Source organism: Streptomyces sp. 6N223, assembly GCF_052246635.1.
Lineage (GTDB): Bacteria > Actinomycetota > Actinomycetes > Streptomycetales > Streptomycetaceae > Streptomyces.
This window is the reverse complement of the sequence record NZ_JBQQCA010000041.1, coordinates 45,386-63,135: the sequence shown is the minus strand read 5'-3', so window position 1 is coordinate 63,135 and position 17,750 is coordinate 45,386. Positions and strand designations below refer to the sequence as shown.

At 73.4% G+C, this 17,750-nt stretch carries 16 protein-coding genes and 1 pseudogene; 7 read left to right on the top strand and 10 right to left on the bottom strand.

Annotation, left to right across the window (positions count from 1 at the left end; translation table 11 throughout):
* Positions 1 to 186, top strand: a pseudogene (locus ACTWQH_RS23220) (hypothetical protein); the annotation flags it as partial.
* 66 nt (positions 187 to 252) lie between these two features.
* Here the strand turns inward: ACTWQH_RS23220 and yczR are convergent.
* A complete protein-coding gene (gene yczR / locus ACTWQH_RS23215) occupies positions 253 to 1,752 on the bottom strand; it encodes a MocR-like transcription factor YczR (RefSeq protein WP_443288632.1) in 1,500 nt (499 codons plus the stop codon).
* 106 nt (positions 1,753 to 1,858) lie between these two features.
* On the opposite strand from yczR, the gene yczE reads away from it, so the two are divergent.
* Positions 1,859 to 2,569, top strand: coding sequence for a membrane protein YczE (yczE, locus tag ACTWQH_RS23210; protein WP_443288631.1), 711 nt, complete (start codon positions 1,859 to 1,861; stop codon positions 2,567 to 2,569).
* Between the two features lie 240 nt (positions 2,570 to 2,809).
* Positions 2,810 to 3,184 carry an RNA polymerase-binding protein RbpA gene (locus tag ACTWQH_RS23205; protein WP_443288630.1) on the top strand — a complete coding sequence of 125 codons (375 nt, stop codon included), beginning with the start codon at positions 2,810 to 2,812 and terminating at the stop codon, positions 3,182 to 3,184.
* A 154-nt stretch (positions 3,185 to 3,338) separates the two neighbouring features.
* Here ACTWQH_RS23205 and fxsA read toward each other — a convergent pair whose 3' ends face one another.
* From fxsA to ACTWQH_RS23180, 5 genes are all read right to left on the bottom strand, one after another.
* On the bottom strand, positions 3,339 to 3,944 hold the full coding sequence (fxsA, locus tag ACTWQH_RS23200) for an FxsA family membrane protein (RefSeq protein WP_443288629.1): 606 nt from the start codon (positions 3,942 to 3,944) through the stop codon (positions 3,339 to 3,341).
* A 3-nt stretch (positions 3,945 to 3,947) separates the two neighbouring features.
* Entirely contained in the window at positions 3,948 to 4,727 is a 780-nt protein-coding gene (locus tag ACTWQH_RS23195; protein WP_443288628.1) for a polyprenol monophosphomannose synthase, read from the bottom strand.
* Entirely contained in the window at positions 4,724 to 6,463 is a 1,740-nt protein-coding gene (lnt, locus tag ACTWQH_RS23190) for an apolipoprotein N-acyltransferase (protein WP_443288627.1), read from the bottom strand. Before lnt ends, ACTWQH_RS23195 begins: the two co-directional genes overlap by 4 nt.
* Before the next feature lie 549 nt (positions 6,464 to 7,012).
* Positions 7,013 to 8,653 carry an amidohydrolase gene (locus ACTWQH_RS23185; protein WP_443288626.1) on the bottom strand — a complete coding sequence of 547 codons (1,641 nt, stop codon included), beginning with the start codon at positions 8,651 to 8,653 and terminating at the stop codon, positions 7,013 to 7,015.
* Positions 8,654 to 8,737: 84 nt separating this feature from the next.
* Positions 8,738 to 9,178, bottom strand: a complete 441-nt coding sequence (locus ACTWQH_RS23180) for an Lrp/AsnC family transcriptional regulator (protein ID WP_443288625.1) — start codon at positions 9,176 to 9,178, stop codon at positions 8,738 to 8,740.
* Between the two features lie 212 nt (positions 9,179 to 9,390).
* Here ACTWQH_RS23180 and ACTWQH_RS23175 point away from each other — a divergent pair, with 212 nt between their 5' ends.
* Both ACTWQH_RS23175 and ACTWQH_RS23170 read left to right on the top strand, forming a co-directional pair.
* Positions 9,391 to 9,801, top strand: a complete 411-nt coding sequence (locus ACTWQH_RS23175) for a hypothetical protein (RefSeq protein WP_443288624.1) — start codon at positions 9,391 to 9,393, stop codon at positions 9,799 to 9,801.
* A gap of 104 nt (positions 9,802 to 9,905) precedes the next feature.
* Positions 9,906 to 10,076 carry a hypothetical protein gene (locus tag ACTWQH_RS23170; protein WP_443288623.1) on the top strand — a complete coding sequence of 57 codons (171 nt, stop codon included), beginning with the start codon at positions 9,906 to 9,908 and terminating at the stop codon, positions 10,074 to 10,076.
* On the opposite strand, the gene ACTWQH_RS23165 is transcribed toward ACTWQH_RS23170, so the two are convergent.
* From ACTWQH_RS23165 to ACTWQH_RS23155, 3 genes are read right to left on the bottom strand one after another with little or no spacing between them, the layout of a single operon-like run.
* Complete coding sequence (locus ACTWQH_RS23165) at positions 10,066 to 10,926, bottom strand: carbohydrate ABC transporter permease (RefSeq protein ID WP_443288622.1); 861 nt, start codon at positions 10,924 to 10,926, stop codon at positions 10,066 to 10,068. The two genes, ACTWQH_RS23170 and ACTWQH_RS23165, sit on opposite strands and share 11 nt — an antisense overlap.
* Complete coding sequence (locus ACTWQH_RS23160; protein WP_443288621.1) at positions 10,923 to 11,927, bottom strand: carbohydrate ABC transporter permease; 1,005 nt, start codon at positions 11,925 to 11,927, stop codon at positions 10,923 to 10,925. The genes ACTWQH_RS23165 and ACTWQH_RS23160 overlap by 4 nt, the downstream gene beginning before the upstream one ends.
* The gene (locus tag ACTWQH_RS23155; protein ID WP_443288620.1) at positions 11,924 to 13,264 is read right to left on the bottom strand and encodes an ABC transporter substrate-binding protein; all 1,341 of its coding nucleotides are present in this window, start codon (positions 13,262 to 13,264) and stop codon (positions 11,924 to 11,926) included. Before ACTWQH_RS23155 ends, ACTWQH_RS23160 begins: the two co-directional genes overlap by 4 nt.
* Positions 13,265 to 13,384: 120 nt before the next feature.
* Here ACTWQH_RS23155 and ACTWQH_RS23150 point away from each other — a divergent pair, with 120 nt between their 5' ends.
* Entirely contained in the window at positions 13,385 to 14,941 is a 1,557-nt protein-coding gene (locus ACTWQH_RS23150; RefSeq protein WP_443288619.1) for a family 43 glycosylhydrolase, read from the top strand.
* Here the strand turns inward: ACTWQH_RS23150 and ACTWQH_RS23145 are convergent.
* On the bottom strand, positions 14,907 to 15,893 hold the full coding sequence (locus tag ACTWQH_RS23145; protein WP_443288618.1) for a LacI family DNA-binding transcriptional regulator: 987 nt from the start codon (positions 15,891 to 15,893) through the stop codon (positions 14,907 to 14,909). The two genes, ACTWQH_RS23150 and ACTWQH_RS23145, sit on opposite strands and share 35 nt — an antisense overlap.
* A gap of 658 nt (positions 15,894 to 16,551) precedes the next feature.
* Between ACTWQH_RS23145 and ACTWQH_RS23140 the strand changes: the two genes are divergently transcribed.
* A complete protein-coding gene (locus ACTWQH_RS23140; RefSeq protein WP_443288617.1) occupies positions 16,552 to 17,454 on the top strand; it encodes a hypothetical protein in 903 nt (300 codons plus the stop codon).
* Positions 17,455 to 17,750 lie beyond the last annotated feature (296 nt).

Sequence of the window (17,750 nt, the reverse complement as noted above, 5' to 3'; positions counted from 1 at the left end):
GTCAGGCCGAGGGCTCGCCCCGGCCGCTTCGCCCACCCCCTCTCCCCGAGGGCGGGCACACCCCGGGCGTCGGGTGACGGCCCGCACGTGACGCCCCACCCGACGCCCCTGGGCGAAGACCTCGGGCCGGCCGGACGCGCCGCGCACCCGCACTCCGGAGGGCTGACAGCGCCGAAGGCGCCGTGACCGCCCCGGCGGAAGCCGGGCGCAGGCCGCCACGAGGGCCCCGGTGGGGTCCAGGGCTGCGCGGCGCTAGGCGATCGCGCCGAGCGGGGCGTCGAGGACACCCCCGCCCTCGGCGACGAGGCGGGCCGCCGTGGCCAGGCGTGCCGCTGCCTCGTCGGCGACCTCGCCGCCGACGATGAACGGCACCCGCAGGTAGCCCTCGAACGCGCCGTCGAGCCCGAAGCGCGGCCCGGAGGGCACCCGCACGCCGAGGCGTTCGGCCGTGTCGGCGATCCGGGAGCCGGACAGGCCGCCGGCCCGGACCCACAGCGTCAGGCCCCCGCTGGGCACCTGGAACTCCCAGCCGGGCAGCTCGCGGCGCAGCGCGGCGACGACGGCGGCGCGGTTGTCGCGCACGCCCGCCAGCCGCAGGGCCACCGCCTCCTGCCAGCCGCCGCCGGTCATCAGCCAGGCGAGGGCGAGCTGCTCGACCACGGGGCTGCTCATGTCGGCGTAGGAGCGGGCGGCGACGAGCGCGCGGATCACCTCGGGCGCGGCGCGCACCCAGCCGATGCGCAGCCCGGTCCAGAACGCCTTGCTGGCGGAGCCGACGGTGATCACGCCCGACCCGCCGTGGTCGAATGCGCACACCGGCCGGGGCGGCCGCTCCCCCGGCGCGAGGTCGAGGGTGAGGTCGGCCATGGTCTCGTCCACCACCAGCACGGTGCCCGCGGCGCGGGCGGCGGCGACCAGCTCGCCGCGCTGGCTGTCGGGGATCAGCGCGCCGGTGGGGTTGTGGAAGTCGGCCACGACGTACGCCATGCGCGGGGAGGCGGCGGCGAGCACGCGGCGCCAGGCGGGCATGTCCCAGCCGGACAGGCCCTCCCCCATCGGCACCGGGACGAGGCGGGCGCCGGCCTCGCGCATGAGCTGCAGCACGTTGGCGTAGGAGGGGTGCTCGACCGCGACGCGCTCGCCGCTGGAGGCGAAGAGGCGGCGGATGGCGGCGACCGCGCCCATGGCCCCGGTGGTGACCATGATCTGCTCCGGCATGGTGGGGACGCCGCGCGCGGTGTAGCGGTCGGCCAGCGCCTGGCGCAGGGACGGCAGCCCGGCCGGGAAGTCGCCGTGGGTGCGGGCTGCGGGCGGCAGTTCGGCCATGGCGCCGGTGAGGGCGCGGGTGAGCCACGGCTCGGGCGCGGGCAGGGCGGCACAGCCGAGGTCGATCATGGAGCCGGCGGCCTCGGGCGGCAGCGGCTCCAGGCCGCGTCCGGGCAGCGGTCGCCCGGCGGGCACGGCGGTCCAGCTCCCGGAGCCGCGCCGGGAGGCGAGGAAGCCCTCGGCGCGCAGCGCCTCGAAGGCGGCGGCCACGGTGGTGCGGCTGACGCGCAGGGCGGCGGCCAGCTCGCGTTCGGCGGGCAGCCGGGCGGCGACCGCGACGCGGCCCTCCAGCACCAGCAGCCGGATGCCGTCGGCCAGCGCCCGGTACGCCGGGACGCGCCGGCCCGCCGCCTGCCGGACGCCGTCCTGGGAGGCGAGCAGCCGCGCGAGCTGCGCGGCACCCACCATCGAGGTCCACTCGGGCATGAGATCGGTCCACCTTTGCGCGATTGGCCATGGCCTGACCCCCGTTGCAGGCCACAGAGTGCCACGTGCCGGTCCACCCGGGCCACCCGTTTCGGAGGGAGACGCGATGGAGGCGACCGAACGGCCAGCGGGCGGCAGGCGGCTGCCGCGCCGCCTCGCCCAGCTGTACGGCGGGCTGTTGCTGTACGGGGCGAGCGCCGCGCTGATGGTGCGCGCCGGGCTCGGGCTCGACCCCTGGGACGTGTTCCACCAGGGCGTCTCGGAACGGACCGGGATCTCGATCGGGATGGTGGTGAACATCACGGGGGCGCTGGTGCTCCTGCTGTGGATACCGCTGCGGGAGCGACCGGGCCTGGGCACGGTCTCGAACGTGCTGCTGATCGGGACCTCGATGGACGCCACCCTCTCCGTGGTCCCGGCGGCGCACGGGCTGCCGGCCCAGGTCCCGCTGCTGGCGCTCGCCGTCGTGCTGAACGGCGTGGCGACGGGCCTGTACATCTCCGCCCGGTTCGGCCCGGGGCCGCGCGACGGCCTGATGACGGCGTTCCACCGGGTCACGGGCCGCTCGGTGCGGCGGGTGCGCACCGGTATCGAGCTGATGGTGCTGGCGGCCGGGTTCCTGCTGGGCGGCACGGTCGGGGTGGGGACCGTGGTCTACGCGCTCGCCATCGGGCCGCTGGCCCAGGTCTTCCTGCGGGTGTTCGCCATCCCGGCCCCCGGTGGCGCACACTCCGTGGTGGCGGCCGGTGACGGCGTGTCGCGCCCCGGCGCGACGGCCGAACCGGATGGCGGGCCGGATTTCGGCCACGGGCCGTGAACCGGTAACCTACCCCTTCGGCCCCGCCGGATGGGCCACGGCGGCGTGGTCATCCTGTGCGAACGCTGGGTGACATCTCCTGCCAGATGTGACAAACCGGGCGCCGGCGGGTACAAGAAGGGCGGTACGACGGGCGACGCATGACCCCTGCGGGAATCTTCACCGCCGACCGGACGTTGACTCAAGCGATGACGACAGCGACACCTGTCCTGTGGGCGACCAGCCCGGGAGGCACGATTCATGAGTGAGCGAGCTCTGCGCGGCACGCGGCTCGTGGTGACCAGCTACGAGACGGACCGAGGCATCGACCTGGCGCCGCGTCAGGCGGTGGAGTACGCCTGCCAGAACGGGCACCGGTTCGAGATGCCGTTCTCGGTGGAGGCCGAGATCCCGCCGGAGTGGGAGTGCAAGGTCTGCGGCGCCCAGGCGCTGCTGGTGGACGGCGAGGGTCCCGAGGAGAAGAAGGCCAAGCCCGCGCGCACGCACTGGGACATGCTCATGGAGCGCCGCACGCGCGAGGAGCTCGAGGAGGTCCTCGCGGAGCGGCTGGCGGTGCTGCGTTCGGGTGCCATGAACATCGCGGTCCACCCGCGCGACAGCCGCAAGTCCGCCTGACGCGCGCCCGCGCGGCGCGCACACGGCGCCGGGACGCAGACGAAACGGAGGAAAGGGGCCAGGCCACCACCAGGTGGCCGGGCCCCTTCCGCATGCCCGCGCGCCCTCACGCCGCGTGACGGGGCGTGACGCCCGTTCCGCTACGCCCGTTCCGCTACGCCTGCCCGCCCGGCCGGTCCTCGTCCCGGTCCTCCCGGTCCTGGTCCCGGTCCTCGTCGCGGACGACCTCGCCCTGGACTACCTTCCCGTCGGTGCGGTGGACGCGCCGCTGCTCCTCGGCCTGCCGCGCCTCCCGGAAGGCGACGCCCAGCGGCCCGCTCGCCTCGCTCAGGTACCGCGCCCCGGCGCGCCGCAGCAGCGCCGCCGTCGGCGGGAAGACGCACAGCAGCCCCAGCGCGTCCGAGGCGAGCCCCGGCACCATCAGCAGCAGGCCGCCGAGCATGGTCAGCCCACTCCCGCCGCGCGGCTCAGGCTCCCTCTCGGCGGCCCCGGGCTGCAGGCTGGCGGCCAGCCGCCGCCACGCGCGGCGGCCTGCCCGGCGTATCACCGCGGCGCCCAGCACCACCCCGGCGACGAGCACGAGGAAGACGGTCAGGCCCCCGGCGGCGTCGCCCAGCAGCGCCAGCAGCCAGATCTCCAGCACCACCCAGGCGGCGATGCCCAGGGGCAGCAGCGCCCTGGGCCCGCGGCGGCGCGGGGCACGGCGGCCGTCTCCCGGCCGCCTGTGGGTCCGATACGAGTCGGGGCTCCCGGTGGTCATGGTTCAAGTGTGCCTGGCCGACGTCAGCTTCCCGAACCGGGCGGCGATGCCCCAGGCCGTGACCCGCCACAGCGCCTCGATCACGATGTCGCGGCTCATCTTGCTGTCGCCGTGCCGCCGCTCGACGAAGGTGATGGGCACCTCCACCACGCGGTGCCCGGCCCGGACGGCGCGGTGGGCGAGGTCCACCTGGAAGCAGTAGCCCTGGGAGGCGACGTCCTTGAGCAGCCGGGCGTCCAGCACGTGGCCGCGGAAGGCCCTGAAGCCCCCGGTCACGTCCCGGATGGGCAGGCCGAGCAGCAGCCGGGCGTAGCCGCTGCCGCCGCGCGAGAGCACCTCCCGGTACTTCGGCCAGTTCACGATCCGGCCGCCGGGGACCCAGCGGGAGCCGAGCACGAGGTCGGCGCCGCGCAGCGCGGTCAGCAGCCGGGGCAGCTCCTCGGGCTGGTGGGAGCCGTCGCCGTCCATCTCCACCAGGACGCCGTAGCCCCGCTGGAGACCCCAGCGGAAGCCCGCCAGGTACGCCGCGCCCAGCCCCTCCTTGCCCGGGCGGTGGAGCACGTGGACCCGCTCGTCATGGCAGGCCATCTCGTCGGCGATCTTGCCGGTGCCGTCGGGGCTGTTGTCGTCGGCGACGAGGATGTCGCAGTCGGGGACGCCGGCGCGCAGGCGGTCGACGAGCGGCGGCAGGTTCTCGGCCTCGTTGTAGGTCGGGATGATGATCAGGACCCGTCCGAGCGGCGCGTTCCGGCGGCGTTCGCGCTCGCCTTCGCCCCCGCTCATGCCCGCTCCCGGCGGCGGCGGGCGCGCACGCCCACGAAGGCCCAGGCCAGCAGGCCGAGGCCGACCAGCGCCCACTCCGGGGCGGCCCCGGCCCGGTCGGCGAGGGTGATGTCCTCGCGCAGCGGCAGCTCGGCGGTCAGCACGTCCTGGGTGAACTCCTCGGTCCGCTGCTCGATGGTGCCGTCAGGAGCGACGATAGCGCTGATGCCGCTGGTCGCCACCGTGACGATCGCCCGGCCGTGCTCGACGGCACGGAGCTGGGACATGGCCAGCTGCTGCTCGGGCTGGCCGGTGCGGCCGTAGGTGGCGTTGTTGGTCTGGATGACCAGGGCTCGGGCGCCGGCGTTCACGGTGTCCCGCACGATGCCGTCGTAGGCGACCTCGAAGCAGATGACGTCGCCGAGGCGGGCCGGTCCGACGTCGAGGACGCCGGGCTCGTCGCCGGGGTAGAAGTCGCGGGGGACGCGGTCCAGCCGGCTGATGACGGTGCTCAGCTGCTCGCGGAAGGGCACGTACTCGCCGAACGGCACGGGGTGCTGCTTGGTGTAGGCGTCGCCGGGCCCGGTCTCCGGGTCCCAGACGATGCCCTGGTTGAGGACGTAGCCCTCCTTGGAGGGGTGGTCGACGAGGGCGCCGACGAGGATGGGGACGCCGACGGCGTCGGCCGCCCGGTCGATCGCGGCGCGCGCCTCGGGCTCGCGGTAGGGGTCGAGGTCGGAGGCGTTCTCCGGCCACAGCACCAGCTCCGGGGGCTCGACGCGGCCGGCGTCGATGTCGTCGGCGAGGTCGAGCGTGGCCTCGACGTGGTTGTTGAGGATCTGCATGGGGCGGCCGAGGAAGTCCATGCCGGCCCGCTGCACGTTGCCCTGCACCACGGCGATGTTCACGGTGTCGTCGGCGTCGGTCGGCACGGGGACGGCGTATCCGGCCACGGCGGTGGCGGCCGCCAGCGCGAGCGCGCCCGCCGCCGGGAGGGCGGCGCGGAGCGTGCGGGCCGCGCGGAGTGTGCCCCGCGTCCGCCACAGCTCCAGGGCCGCCCAGGCCAGCAGGGCCCCGGTCAGCGCGACACCGAAGGTGACCAGGGGCGCGCCGCCCAGCGCGGCCAGCGGCGTGAAGGGGGTGCTGGCGTTGGCGAACGCCAGGCGCCCCCACGGGAAGCCGCCGAACGGCACGCGGTCGCGGGCCCACTCCTCGGCGACCCACAGGCAGGCGGCCCACAGCGGCCAGGCGGGCAGGCGAGAGGTGGCGGCGAGCCCGGCGCCGAGCGGCACGAAGAACAGGGCCTCGGCGAGGGAGAGCCCGACGACCGCGTCCCAGCCGATGACGTGGAGCCACTTCAGCAGGACGAGGAAGAACGGCATGCCCAGGGCGAAGCCCAGCCAGGCGCCCTGGCGCGCGGTCCGGCCGTGGGCGAGCACGGAGAGCACGGCCACGGCGAGGATCGACAGCGGCCAGGCGTCGTACGGCGGGAAGGCGAGGGCGAGGGCGAGCCCGGCGGCGAGGGCCACGGCGCTGGCGCGCCAGTGCAGGCGGGCGAGGGCGGCCAGCCGGCGCAGCCGTCCCGGGCGGCGCGCGGGCGGGGCGGCGGCGGCCGGCTCGGCGGCGGCGGGGCCGGGTGCGGGCTCGGTCGCGGCGGGCCCGGGCTCGGCGGCCTGTGACGCGGGCGCGGCGGGCGCGTCAGGCACGGCGTCGGGCGCGGCGTCGCCGGCGGTGGTCGTCTCAGGGCCCGTTGGCACGGTGGTGGCCTTCCTGCGAAGCGGGCGATGATGAACGACCGTACCTTGGCCAGGGGGTGCGGCGGGATGCCGGGCGGCGCCCGGCTCGGGATCGAGGTGCGAGACCGCGCCCGGCGACCGCTGCGGACCGGGGCCCGGCGCTCTTCGGGCCGACCTGGGACCCGCTGGCTGCGGGTCTGCCGAAAGCCGTTGTCTACTGAGCTCCGGGCCCCGCCCGGGTCGCACCAGCCGACCAGACGAAACCCTCCGCCCCCGTGCCGCAGGCGCTGGACCTGGCTCACGGGTGGCGCTGTGCCGGTCCTGGCACCTCGCCCTCTGGCCCAGCAGCGTTCGACATGACTGCGCGAAAGGAGCGTCGGCCGGACGTCCCGTGGTGGACCCGGCCGAACCTACCGGTCGACGACCGCCGCCTGTCAACAGCTCTCTGACCTGCTGCTTCTCGCCAAAGAAGCAGGTCAGTGCGGAACGCCCGCCGCGGCCCGACAGGCGCAGGGCACGTCGTTCGGCGGTATGGCGTAACGCTGGATCACTCGTTCAGCCGCTCACCCGTCAGGTCGACGACGTGAGATCGAAGACGGTGCGGCCGGCGACCACCGTGCGCAGGCAGACGGGCGGCTCTGCTCCCGGGTCCAGGGCGGGCAGGCCCGGCGTGCGGGAGCGGGGGTCGGTGGACCAGCGGGAGATCCGCTCGTCGGGGGCCTGCACGACGAGCTCGCCCGCCTGCCACACGGCGTAGTCGGCGACGAAGCCGGGGGCCAGCACGCCGCCGTCGTCGCGGCCGATGGCGCGCCAGCCGCCGCGGGTGTGCGCGGTGAAGGCGGCCCGCACCGGTACGCGGTGCCCGGGGGTGCGGTGGAAGGCGGCGGCGCGCACCCCGCCCCACGGATCGAGCGGGGTGACGGGGGCGTCGGAGCCGAGGGCGAGCGGAACGCCGGCGCGCAGCAGCGCGGCGAACGGGTTGAGGGCGCGGGCCCTGTCCGGGCCCAGCCGCCGGGCGTACATGCCGTCCTCGCCGCCCCACGCGGCGTCGAAGGCGGGCTGCACGGAGGCGGTGAGGGCGAACTCGGCGAAGGCGGCGACGGCGTCCTCGCCGGTCATCTCGGCATGCTCGACGCGGTGCCGCAGCGCGCGGACCCGGTCGGCGCCCAGCCGGTCCGCGGCGGCGCGCACGCCCGCGACGACGGCGTCGACGGCGGCGTCGCCGATGGCGTGGAAGCCGGCCTGCAGCCCGGCCTCGGTGCAGGCGGTGACGTGGGCGGCGATCTCCTCGGCGGTCAGGTACGCCGCACCGGTGTGCGCGGCGTCGGCGGCGTCGGCGTAGGGGGCGCGCAGGTGGGCGGTGTGCGAGCCGAGGGACCCGTCGGCGAACAGGTCGCCTCCCGCCCCTGCGGCGCCGAGCTCGCGGATCCGCTCGGCTTCCTTCGCGTTCGTGACGAGTTCGCCCCAGTAGGCGGTGACCCGGGGGCCGGGTTCGGCGGCGGCGAGGGCCAGCAGCCCGGCGAGGTCGTCCTCGCTGGAGATCTCGGGCCCGGCGCACTCGTGGACGGAGCCGATGCCGAGCGCGGCGGCGCGGCGCAGGGCGGCGCGCTGGGCCCCGGCACGCTCGGCGGGGCCGAGGGCGGCGTCGGCGGCGCGCCGCACCGCGTGGTGGGCGTCGCCGGTGAGAGGGCCGTCCGGGTGGTGGCCCGGCAGCTCCCGCACGCCCGGGACCAGGTCGAGCAGGGCGGTCGTGGCCAGCGCGGAGTGGGCGTCGACGCGGCTGAGGTACAGCGGGCGTCCCTCGGCGGCCCGGTCAAGATCGGCGCGGCTCGGCGGGCGCCGCTCGCGCCACGCGGTGGCGTCCCAGCCGTGCCCGATGAGCACGCGGTCGGCGGGGCGGGCGCGGGCGTGGGCCCGGATCCGCGCCAGCGCCTCGGGCAGCGAGGCGGCGCCGGCGAGGTCGAGGCCGCTCAGGCTGAGGCCGGTGGCCGTCGTGTGCACGTGCGCGTCGGTGAACGCCGGGGTGACGAGGGCGCCGTCGAGGTCGACGATCTCGTCGGCCGCCCCGGCGAAGGCGTCGGCGGCCGTCTCCGAGCCCACCCACGCGATGCGGTCCCCCTGGACGGCCATGGCCGTGGCGAAGGGGTCGGCGGCGCTGTGGACGCGGCCACGGCGCAGCAGGACGGTGCGGGGCGCGGTGCTGTCGGTCATGGCTGCCAGTCTCCCCCGCTCCGCTCGCGCGGTCGGACGCGGCCGGGCACCGGCCAGATGCCGTCAGACGCGGGTCAGACGCGTTCAGATGCGCGGCGGGCGGGCCTCGTAGGGGGTGGAGAGCACGACGGTGGTGCGGGTGGAGACGCCCGCGAGGGTGCGGATGCGGGCGAGCAGGAGCTCCAGCTCGGCCGGGGTGGCGACGCGGATCTTGAGGATGTAGTTCTCGTCGCCCGCCACGGAGTGGCACGCCTCGATCTCGGGGACGTCCGCCAGCCGGTCCGCGATGTCGTCGGGGGCGCTGGGGTCGAAGGGCTTGACCGAGATGAACGCCGTCAGCGGCAGTCCGATGGCGTCGGTGTCGACGATGGCGGCGTAGCCCCGGATGACGCCGCGCTGCTCCAGCCGCCGCACCCGTTGGTGCACCGCCGAGGTGGACAGCCCGGTGGCCTTGCCCAGGTCGGTGTAACTCATCCGCCCGTCCCTGACGAGCAACTCCACGATCCGCCGATCCAGTTCCTCCACGGGCCGTAACCTACCCGGTACGGAGGCCGGGCCGCGCGCGGGGCGTACCACGGCGCGTGTGAGAGGAGGGCGGAGCGGACGAACGCAACCGTTCTGTGACCAACGCCACAACCGCACGTCGGCGTGCGGTTGGCCGCCGCGATTATCCCGCGGAGCTGCCGGGAAATGCTGCTGCTGTGGCCAAGGGCCAGCGCCATCCGAGGGGGATGTCAATGCGCACCACGAAGCAAGACCCGCACGCCGGGCCCGCCGGGCTCCTCGACGCGGAGGATGTGGATCCGGCACTCGACCCGGAGGCCGGGACCGAGGGGGACGCCGAGGCGGAGGGGGACCTCACGCGGGTCGCCTGCCCCGACTGCCGACAGCCGATCGCGCTCTCCGCCGAGGCGGAGGCCCTGCCGGAGCACGCGCTGTGCCCGACGCGGTGGAACCCGTTCGGCCTGACCGTCTGCCCCGGCTCGGGGCGGAACGTGGCGGGCGGCGCGGGGACCGCGCCGGTCCCGGCCGAGCCCCGGCGCGGGGAGTCGGCCGCCCGCCTCACGCTGCCGGAGGGCCTGGACTGGCGCCTCCAGCCGTTCTCCGACCCACCCGTCGCGCGTCCGCTGGTCCGCCAGGCGGCCTGAGCTCCCGAGCCCCACCCCGCCTCTCCCCGCCCCAGCGCACGCCGACGGCGGCCAGCGCCTGCTGCTGCGCCGCCGGCAGGACCCAGGACTTCGGCCACGGCGAGATGATCCGCGACGGCTACGACCAGACCCTCACCATCGACCCCCGCAACCCCCAGTTCCTCTACCAGGGCCTCGACCCCGCCGCCACGACGTTCCCGGCATGTGTGAGGAGCGGGAACCGCCCGTGGCGGTTCCCGCTCCTCCGGGGTCCGATCCGTTTCCTCAGCCCTTGAGCCCTCCGGCGAGGAGGTCCGCCCGCCAGAACCGCTGCAACACCAGGAGCAGGGCGATCAGGGGGAGGATGGAGATGGCCGAGCCGACGATGATGAGCGGGTAGAGGTCGGTGTCCCCCGCCCCCTTCGCGATGAAGGAGTACAGGCCGAGCGTCATCGGGTACTTGTCCTGGTCGGACAGCATGATGAACGGGAGCAGGAAGTTGTTCCAGATCCCGACGAACTGCAGCAGGAACACGGTGACGAGGCCCTGCGTCATCATCGGGAGCACGATCGTCGCGAAGATCCTCATCTCCCCGCAGCCATCGACGCGTGCCGCTTCGAGGCTCTCGGTCGGCACCGCCGTCTGCGCGAAGACCCGGCAGAGGAAGATCCCGAAGGGGTTGATGACGGACGGCAGGAGCACCGACCAGTACGTGCCCGCGAGCCCCACCTTGGCGAGCAGCAGGTACTGCGGGATGGCCAGGACGATCCCGGGAACGAGGACGCCGGCGAGGATGAAGCCGAAGAGGACCTCGCGGCCGCGGAAGACGAATTTCGCCAGGGCGTAGCCCGCCATCGCGGAGAGCAGGGTGGACGCCAGGGCGCCGACCCCGGCGTAGATCACGCTGTTGAGGCCCCAGCGCCAGAACTGCCCGTCGCCGTAGGTGCTGATGTCGGCGAGGTTGTCCCACAGGCCCGTGCCCGGGGCGAACGAGAAGCTCGTGAAGAGCTCACGCGGCGACTTCGAGGACGCGACCAGCACCCACACCACCGGCACGAGGCAGTAGATCGCGCCGACCAGGAGCACCAGGGTCGCCACCGGAGCCACGCGCGGCCGCGGTTGCCTTCGCGTGACGCCGCCGCTCATGAGGCGCCGCCGAACGTGCGCCTCTGGAAGAAGCGAAGGATGACGAGCGAGACGAGGAGCGTACCGACGGCCAGGACGACCGACGCGGCTGCGGCTCCACCCAGGTTGTCGTTCATGAACGCCTCCTGGTAGATCTTCATCAGCGGCACCCACGTCGAGGAGATGGTCGTCGAGAGCGGCCGCAGCGTCGTGGGCTCGCTGTACAGCTGAATGGTCCCGATGATCGAGAACAGGCCCGTCAGAACGAGAGCCGGGGCCACGAGAGGCACCTTGATACGCCAGGCGATCGTCCATTCCCCGGCGCCGTCGATCCGCGCGGCCTCGTATATCTCCGAGGGAATCGACCGCAGCGAGGTGTAGATGATGATCATGTTGAAACCGACTCCCGACCACAGGGCGATGTTGGCCAGGGCGAAGTAGAGGGTCGGGTAGGACAGCATGTCGAGCGGGCCGTGGCCCAGCGACCGTGCGAGGTCACTGATCGGGCTGGTGCTCGGCAGGTAGAGGAAGCCCCACAGCAGGCTCGCGATCACGCCGGGCACCGCGTACGGCAGGAAGATCGCGGTCCGGGTGAAACTGGCGAAGCGGACCCGGGGGGTGTCGAGCAGCAGGGCGAAGAGCAGCGCGAGGCCCAGCACGCTCGGCACCGCGATGAGGCCGTAGACGAGGAGCCGGCCGAGACCGGCCGCGAACTCCGGGTCGGTCAGCACGCTTTCGTAGTTGTCGAGCCCGATGAATCCCTCCACCCGGCGGCCGTACGCCCCGCCGCCCTCGACCCGCAGGCCCCGGAAGCTCAGGTAGAGCGCGTAGCCGATCGGCACCAGGAGGAACGCGACGAAGAAGGCCATCGCCGGGGCGACGAACAGCCACGGGACGAGGCCCCGCCGGACCCGGCCGCGGCGGCGGGGCCGCGCCGGGCCCCGCCGGGCGCCGACCGCGGTGGGATCACCTGGGGGGAGGGCGGCGCCACCCTCCCCCAGGCTGCTCTGACCGAGGGTCATCGCCTCACCGTGTATCCGGACTTCTCCAGGTCCTCGATCACAGCCTCCTGCGTGTCGATATAGACGTCGCGGAAGGAGGTGCCGTCGAGCGCCGCCTGGTTGAGCGCGTCCCCGAACGCGCTCTGCGCCACGTTGACGTTCGGACCCCACGTCACCGGGATCGTCGTGTCCTCGATGACCTGGTCGGCGATCTCGTAGAAGTTCCTCTGCTCCGGCATCAGACGCGGCGGATCGCTGGCGAGCGTCGCCTCACGTCCCCCGTTGCCCGCGGGGTAGATGTCGAGGTCGAGGAGCAGCTTGGATCCCTCGTCCGAGGCGCCGAGCCAGGCGGCGAACGCGGCGGCCTCCTCGGCGTTGTCCGACTTCTCGGGAACCAGGAAGGTGGACCCGCCGAGGAACGGCACGGACGGATCGCCGGGCGTCCACTGCGGCAGCGGCGCGGACTCCCACTTCCCGGCCGTGTCGGGGGCCACGGAGTAGATGACGCTGGGCGCCCAGGCGGCGGCCGGCCAGCTGAGGATCCTGCCGTCGTTGACCTTGGCGTTCCACTCGGGCGTCAGCAGCGGCTCGACGGAGACGAGGTCGCGCTCGACGAGGTCCTGCCAGTAGTCCGCCGTCTCCAGGGACGCCTCGTCCGCGATGCCAACCTGCCACGCCTCGCCGTCGGTGCTCCACCACTGGGAGCCGGCCTGGGCGGCCTGCGCGGCGAAGATCTCCAGCCCGGTGGCCGAGAAGCTGGTGATGTAGACGTCGGGGTCCTGCTCGTGGATGGTCTCGGCGGCCTGCGCGTACTCCTCCCAGGTCGTGGGCACCTCGACCCCGTACTGCTCGAAGAGGTCCTTCCGGTAGGTGAGCATCATGGGCCCGATGTCCTCCGGCACGCCGTAGACGCGGCCGTCGAGGCTGCTGAGCGCCCAGATGTTCTCATCGATGCCGTTCTTCGATCCGGCCACGTCGTCGGTGATGTCGCGGACGGCTCCGGACACCACGAGCGAGGGCAGGCCCCGGTACTCGACCTGCACGATGTCGGGCGTGTCGTCCGCGCGGTCGGCGGCCAGGAGCTTGGAGGAGGTCTCCTGGGTGCCCCCGACCTCCGAGAGCTTGATGTTGACGCCCGGGTTCTCCTCCTCGTACCGCTCGATGATGGCCTGGGCGGCGGGATCGGCGGCCTTCAGGCTCCAGGTCCAGAACTCCAGCGTGACGGGATCTCCCTCTCCGTCCGATCCGCCGCCGCACCCGGCAAGGGCGGTGGTGACCCCCGCGATGGCCAGGGCCGCCAACGCACGGGCGAGGCGGGAAGCGCCGATGGGTCTACGAGTTCGAGGCGGCGCGGGCATTGCACATCTCCTTTGACGCGGGGGAAACCATCCGGCTTGTCCCTGCTTGGGGTTGCCCTATGCTCATGGAAACGTTGTCACTCGTCAAGCCCTCGCTTGGCGACAGCCCGGGGAGCCGCTGTGCCCGCTGCCGTGCCCGCCGCCGAGATCAACCCCGTCATCGCTGGCTGCCACCCGGATCCGTCGATCTGCCGCGTCGGAGAGGACTACTACCTCGTCACGTCCTCGTTCACGTACTTCCCCGGGCTTCCCGTCCACCGCAGCCGGGACCTCGTGCGGTGGGAGTGCGTCGGGCACGTCCTCGCCGAGCCGTCCCACGTCGACCTCGACGGCCTCGATGTCTCCGACGGCGTCTGGGCGCCCACCATCCGGCACCACGACGGCCTTTTCTACGTCGTCTACACGGTCGCGGAGGACCGCCAGGGCCGTGGCACCTTCGTCACGACCGCCTCCGACCCGGCCGGCCCCTGGTCCGCGCCGGTCGACCTCGGCGCCGAGGGCATCGACCCGTCGCTGTTCTTCGACGACGACGGCCGCTCGTGGTTCACCGCCACTCGTGACACGCTCACGCCCGACGCCACGGGCCCCGGCGAGATCTACCTGCGCGAGTTCGACCACCGCGCGCTCCGCCTCACGGGCCCGACCCACGTGCTCTGGCACGGAGCACTCGCCGGCGCGTGGGCCGAGGCCCCCCACCTGTACCGGCGGGGCAACCGCTACCACCTGCTGGCGGCCGAGGGCGGCACCGGGCACCACCACTCCGTCACCGCCGCCGTGGCGAGCTCACCCACCGGGCCCTACGCGACCGACCCGCGAAGCCCGCTCCTCACCCACCGCCACCTCGGCGCGCTCACGCCGGTCAGGAACGTCGGCCACGCCGACCTGGTCGACGCCCCGGACGGGGACACCTGGGCGGTAGTGCTCGGAGTCCGTCCCGTGGACGGCGTCCACACCCTCGGCCGCGAGGTCTTCCTCGTGCCCGTCTCCTGGGAGCCGGAAGGACCGGTGTTCGCCCCCGGTGTCGGCGCGGTCACCGGCCTGGGTGGCCGTGCCGGCCTGGGAGACGGCACCGAAGGCGGCACCGCGGACTGGGTCGGCGTACGGGGTCCCGTCCGCCACCGGTGGGACGGCAGCGATCTCTTCCTCGCTCCCTCACCCGACGACCGTGCCTCGCGGGGTCGCCCCGCGTTCCTCGGCCGGCGCCAGGACCGGCACGCCTTCGCGTTCTCCGCGACCGTCCCCGCCCCGGCCTCGGCGGAGGAGCACAGCGCGCTGGTGGCGTTCCAGAGCCAGGACCACTTCGTCACCCACACGGTGCGGCACTCCTCCGGCGGCATCGTGGTCGAGACGGTCCTGTGGGCCGGCGGGGAGCACGCCCTCCTCGCCCGCCGCCCGGGCTCGGGCCGGCAGCGGCTCGGCATCCGCTCCGACGGACAGCGCTACGCCTTCGGCACGGTGACGGGCGGCGCCTTCGACGCCCACGCCACGATCGGCGCGCGGGTCCTCAGCAGCGAGGAGGCCGGCAGCTTCGTCGGCGTCCTCCTCGGCGTGGCCCACCACGGGCCGGCCGGAACGCCGTGGGTCCGCGTCGAGGGCGTCACCTACGCGGGCGCGGGCACGGGCGCTGTCCAGGACGAGCCCGTCACCGGGGCGGCGCCGCCGATCTCCGGACGATGAGGGTCGGCGCGATGAGGTGGTGACGCGGCCGCGCCCCGCCGATCATGCCGACGAGCACCTCGATGGACGTGCGGCCGAGCGCGACGAAGTCCTGGCGCACCGTCGTCAGGGAGGGGACCAGGTACTCCGACCCCTTCATGTCGTCGAAGCCGACGAGCGAGACGTCCCCGGGGACCGCCACGCCCTCCTCCGCGAACGCCGCGAGGACACCTATCGCCATCTGATCGTTCCCGGCGAAGACGGCCGTCGGCCGCCGCCTGCGGCGCGCCAGTTCCAGCCCCAGCCGATAGCCGCTCGCGGCCGTGAAGTCGCCCTCGAGCATCTCCGGCGACGTCACCCCCGCCTCCCGCATCTCCGCGCGCCAGCCGTCCACGCGCGCGCGGGCGTCAAAGACCGCCAGGTGACCCGTCAGGTGCACGATGTCCCGATGACCGAGCTCGAGCAGATGGCGCGTGGCGAGCCGGGCGCCGAGCTCCTGGTCCAGCTCCACCGAACCGATGGCCGGATTCGTCAGGTCGCCGGACGTGACCACCGTCATGGGCACGCGCGTGACCATGCGCTCCAGGGCGCCGGCCACCAACGGACGATCGGCGATGACCGCGATGCCCTCGGCCGCCTGGCTGATCAACCGGTCCACCGTCGCGGCGAGCTGGTCGGCGTCGCCCCCCTGCCAGCTGCTCATGTTCACCCAGTAGCCGGACTGCTGTGCGGCTCCCTCGACGCCGCGCAGAGTGCGAGGGAGCTCGAAGAGATCGGACCCCGCGATGACCAGGCCGATGGCCATCGACCGCCCGCTCTTCAGCGACCGCGCCAGGTCGTTGCGGCGGTACCCCAGGCGCTCGATGGCCGCGACCACCCGCTCCCGGGTCTGCGGGCGCACCGAGGGGTGACCGTTGAGCACGCGGCTGACGGTGACGTGCGCCACGCCCGCTTCCCTGGCGACGTCCACCATGCTCGGGGGACGCGTAGAACGCGCCGAATCCTGCCCGGACACACCGCTCCACTCCCGGCCGGCCCTCGTGGCCGGCGACGATGGCACTGTATCTCCCCTCCGGAAGACCCGGCATGCAGGGGTTACTCGCAGTATCCCGACGATTCCGTCCGTACGGGTTTCGGCGACGCCTACCGGACGGGGACCAGGCCCGTCGCTCGTATGGGTCGCGTCGCGTACGCCGGTGTGCATGCGTGACCCGCCCAGGGGCCATCAGAAGGGCCGCCTCGCCCACCAGACGGCCGGAGGTTGCCGGGATTGTTGCCGAAGTCGGTGACCCCGACGAGACCGCCCCTGCCAATACTCCTTCAGCCGCCGTACCTGATGCATTGAGCCGTTCGGACAGACGCCGCTCATCGAACCTCCCCGAAGATGCGATCCCGGGCTGAACGTACCGCCGACCACCGACAAGGACGGGCCGAATCCGGACATGACAACGAGCCTCACCTGTCTCACAGGTGGGGCGTTGCGCTCATCCTCGGCCCGGCGCTGAGGGCTGGACTGCTTCCGTGGCCACTGCACCCACCTCCCGTGCCATCGTCCGATTCCGGCGCGTCACTCGGTGGTCACGCGGGGAGATATGGCTACGTCATTGAGCTACGGCAGCAGGGGGCGATACATGGCGTTCGGCGCTCGAGACATCAAGGCAGCACTTGGCCGCATCGAGACGCAACTCACGACCCTCACCACCTCAACGCTCACGGCGCTGAGCAGCGCGATCAGTCAGGGCATCGAACGTCTTGCAATCGCCATCAGCAGCACCCAGAAGTCCATCAGCGACGCCCAGGAGTCGATCAACGCCAGAATCAGCGCTGTGAACACCCGCATCGAGGCGGTGAATTCGGACATCAACGCCCTGCGGTATTCGGTACAGACAACCGCAGACGCCCGGGAGATCCGGCGCGACATCGCCGCACTCCACGCGCTCATCGCCGAATGGAAAGCTGAAGCCGCAGAAGCACGCCGCCGCTACGAAGCTGCCCACCAGCAGATCCCACCCGGACCACCAACCGAAGACGCCGATCCTGCACCGGCCGGCGAACCGGCACGCACCGACGAGCCAAGCCAGAGCCAACTCCTCCGCACCGCGGCTGGCATCTCCTCCGCCACACTCACCTGTCACCGGGACCTGTGGGCGTTCTTCGTCGAACGCTCAGCGGCCGGTCGCCACTTCCGGGTACCCGGCCTCGTCAAGCAGGTCGGTGACGGGAACGTGGAGGTCAGACTGTCTGGCCGCACAATCATCGCCTCCCTCACGGCACTCGACCAGGTCCGACGCGACCACGAGCGTGACGAGAACGAAGACTGGGCACTCGCGAGCGAGTTGTACGACGCGATCGCCGACGTTGTGAAAGCCGCAGGCAACGGCCCACGCTCCGGAGCCGAGGGACAGGTGGTCATCGTGATCGACCGCAAGCCGGGTGTCGAGGCCCAGCCGACCATCGCAGAGGAAGGCGGGGACGACGAAGGCGAGGACGACGAAGGCGACGACAGCGCAACGGGCTCGGAATCTGACAGTTGAGTGAGCCAAGCCACGAGACGCCCCGCTCCGAGTTGGGAGCGGGGCACACCGATGTTCGGCGGGCCTGTCAGGAACCTGATCGAAGATGTCGCCGTGCGCGACTCACGCGACTTCGGCGATCTTCTCCTGGTCGCCCACGGTCGCCTCGCCGGAGTCGGGGGTCACCTCGGCCGCCACGTAACTCATCTGCCTGCCGACGGAGCACCAGGAGGACACCGCCGTCGCGGACGATGGTGGCGGCGGAGATGAGCACGGTCACAACTCTGCCGTGAGGATGTAGCTCTGCTTGAAGAGCC

What these genes read in the sequence shown, in the direction of transcription:
- yczR (WP_443288632.1), bottom strand. Translation starts at nt 1,752, where the DNA reads ATGCCCGAGTGGACCTCGATGGTGGGTGCCGCGCAGCTCGCGCGGCTG.
- yczE (WP_443288631.1), top strand. Translation starts at nt 1,859, where the DNA reads ATGGAGGCGACCGAACGGCCAGCGGGCGGCAGGCGGCTGCCGCGCCGC.
- ACTWQH_RS23205 (WP_443288630.1), top strand. Translation starts at nt 2,810, where the DNA reads ATGAGTGAGCGAGCTCTGCGCGGCACGCGGCTCGTGGTGACCAGCTAC.
- fxsA (WP_443288629.1), bottom strand. Translation starts at nt 3,944, where the DNA reads ATGACCACCGGGAGCCCCGACTCGTATCGGACCCACAGGCGGCCGGGA.
- ACTWQH_RS23195 (WP_443288628.1), bottom strand. Translation starts at nt 4,727, where the DNA reads ATGAGCGGGGGCGAAGGCGAGCGCGAACGCCGCCGGAACGCGCCGCTC.
- ACTWQH_RS23185 (WP_443288626.1), bottom strand. Translation starts at nt 8,653, where the DNA reads ATGACCGACAGCACCGCGCCCCGCACCGTCCTGCTGCGCCGTGGCCGC.
- ACTWQH_RS23175 (WP_443288624.1), top strand. Translation starts at nt 9,391, where the DNA reads ATGCGCACCACGAAGCAAGACCCGCACGCCGGGCCCGCCGGGCTCCTC.
- ACTWQH_RS23170 (WP_443288623.1), top strand. Translation starts at nt 9,906, where the DNA reads ATGATCCGCGACGGCTACGACCAGACCCTCACCATCGACCCCCGCAAC.
- ACTWQH_RS23165 (WP_443288622.1), bottom strand. Translation starts at nt 10,926, where the DNA reads ATGAGCGGCGGCGTCACGCGAAGGCAACCGCGGCCGCGCGTGGCTCCG.
- ACTWQH_RS23160 (WP_443288621.1), bottom strand. Translation starts at nt 11,927, where the DNA reads ATGACCCTCGGTCAGAGCAGCCTGGGGGAGGGTGGCGCCGCCCTCCCC.
- ACTWQH_RS23155 (WP_443288620.1), bottom strand. Translation starts at nt 13,264, where the DNA reads ATGCCCGCGCCGCCTCGAACTCGTAGACCCATCGGCGCTTCCCGCCTC.
- ACTWQH_RS23145 (WP_443288618.1), bottom strand. Translation starts at nt 15,893, where the DNA reads ATGGTGGACGTCGCCAGGGAAGCGGGCGTGGCGCACGTCACCGTCAGC.
- ACTWQH_RS23140 (WP_443288617.1), top strand. Translation starts at nt 16,552, where the DNA reads ATGGCGTTCGGCGCTCGAGACATCAAGGCAGCACTTGGCCGCATCGAG.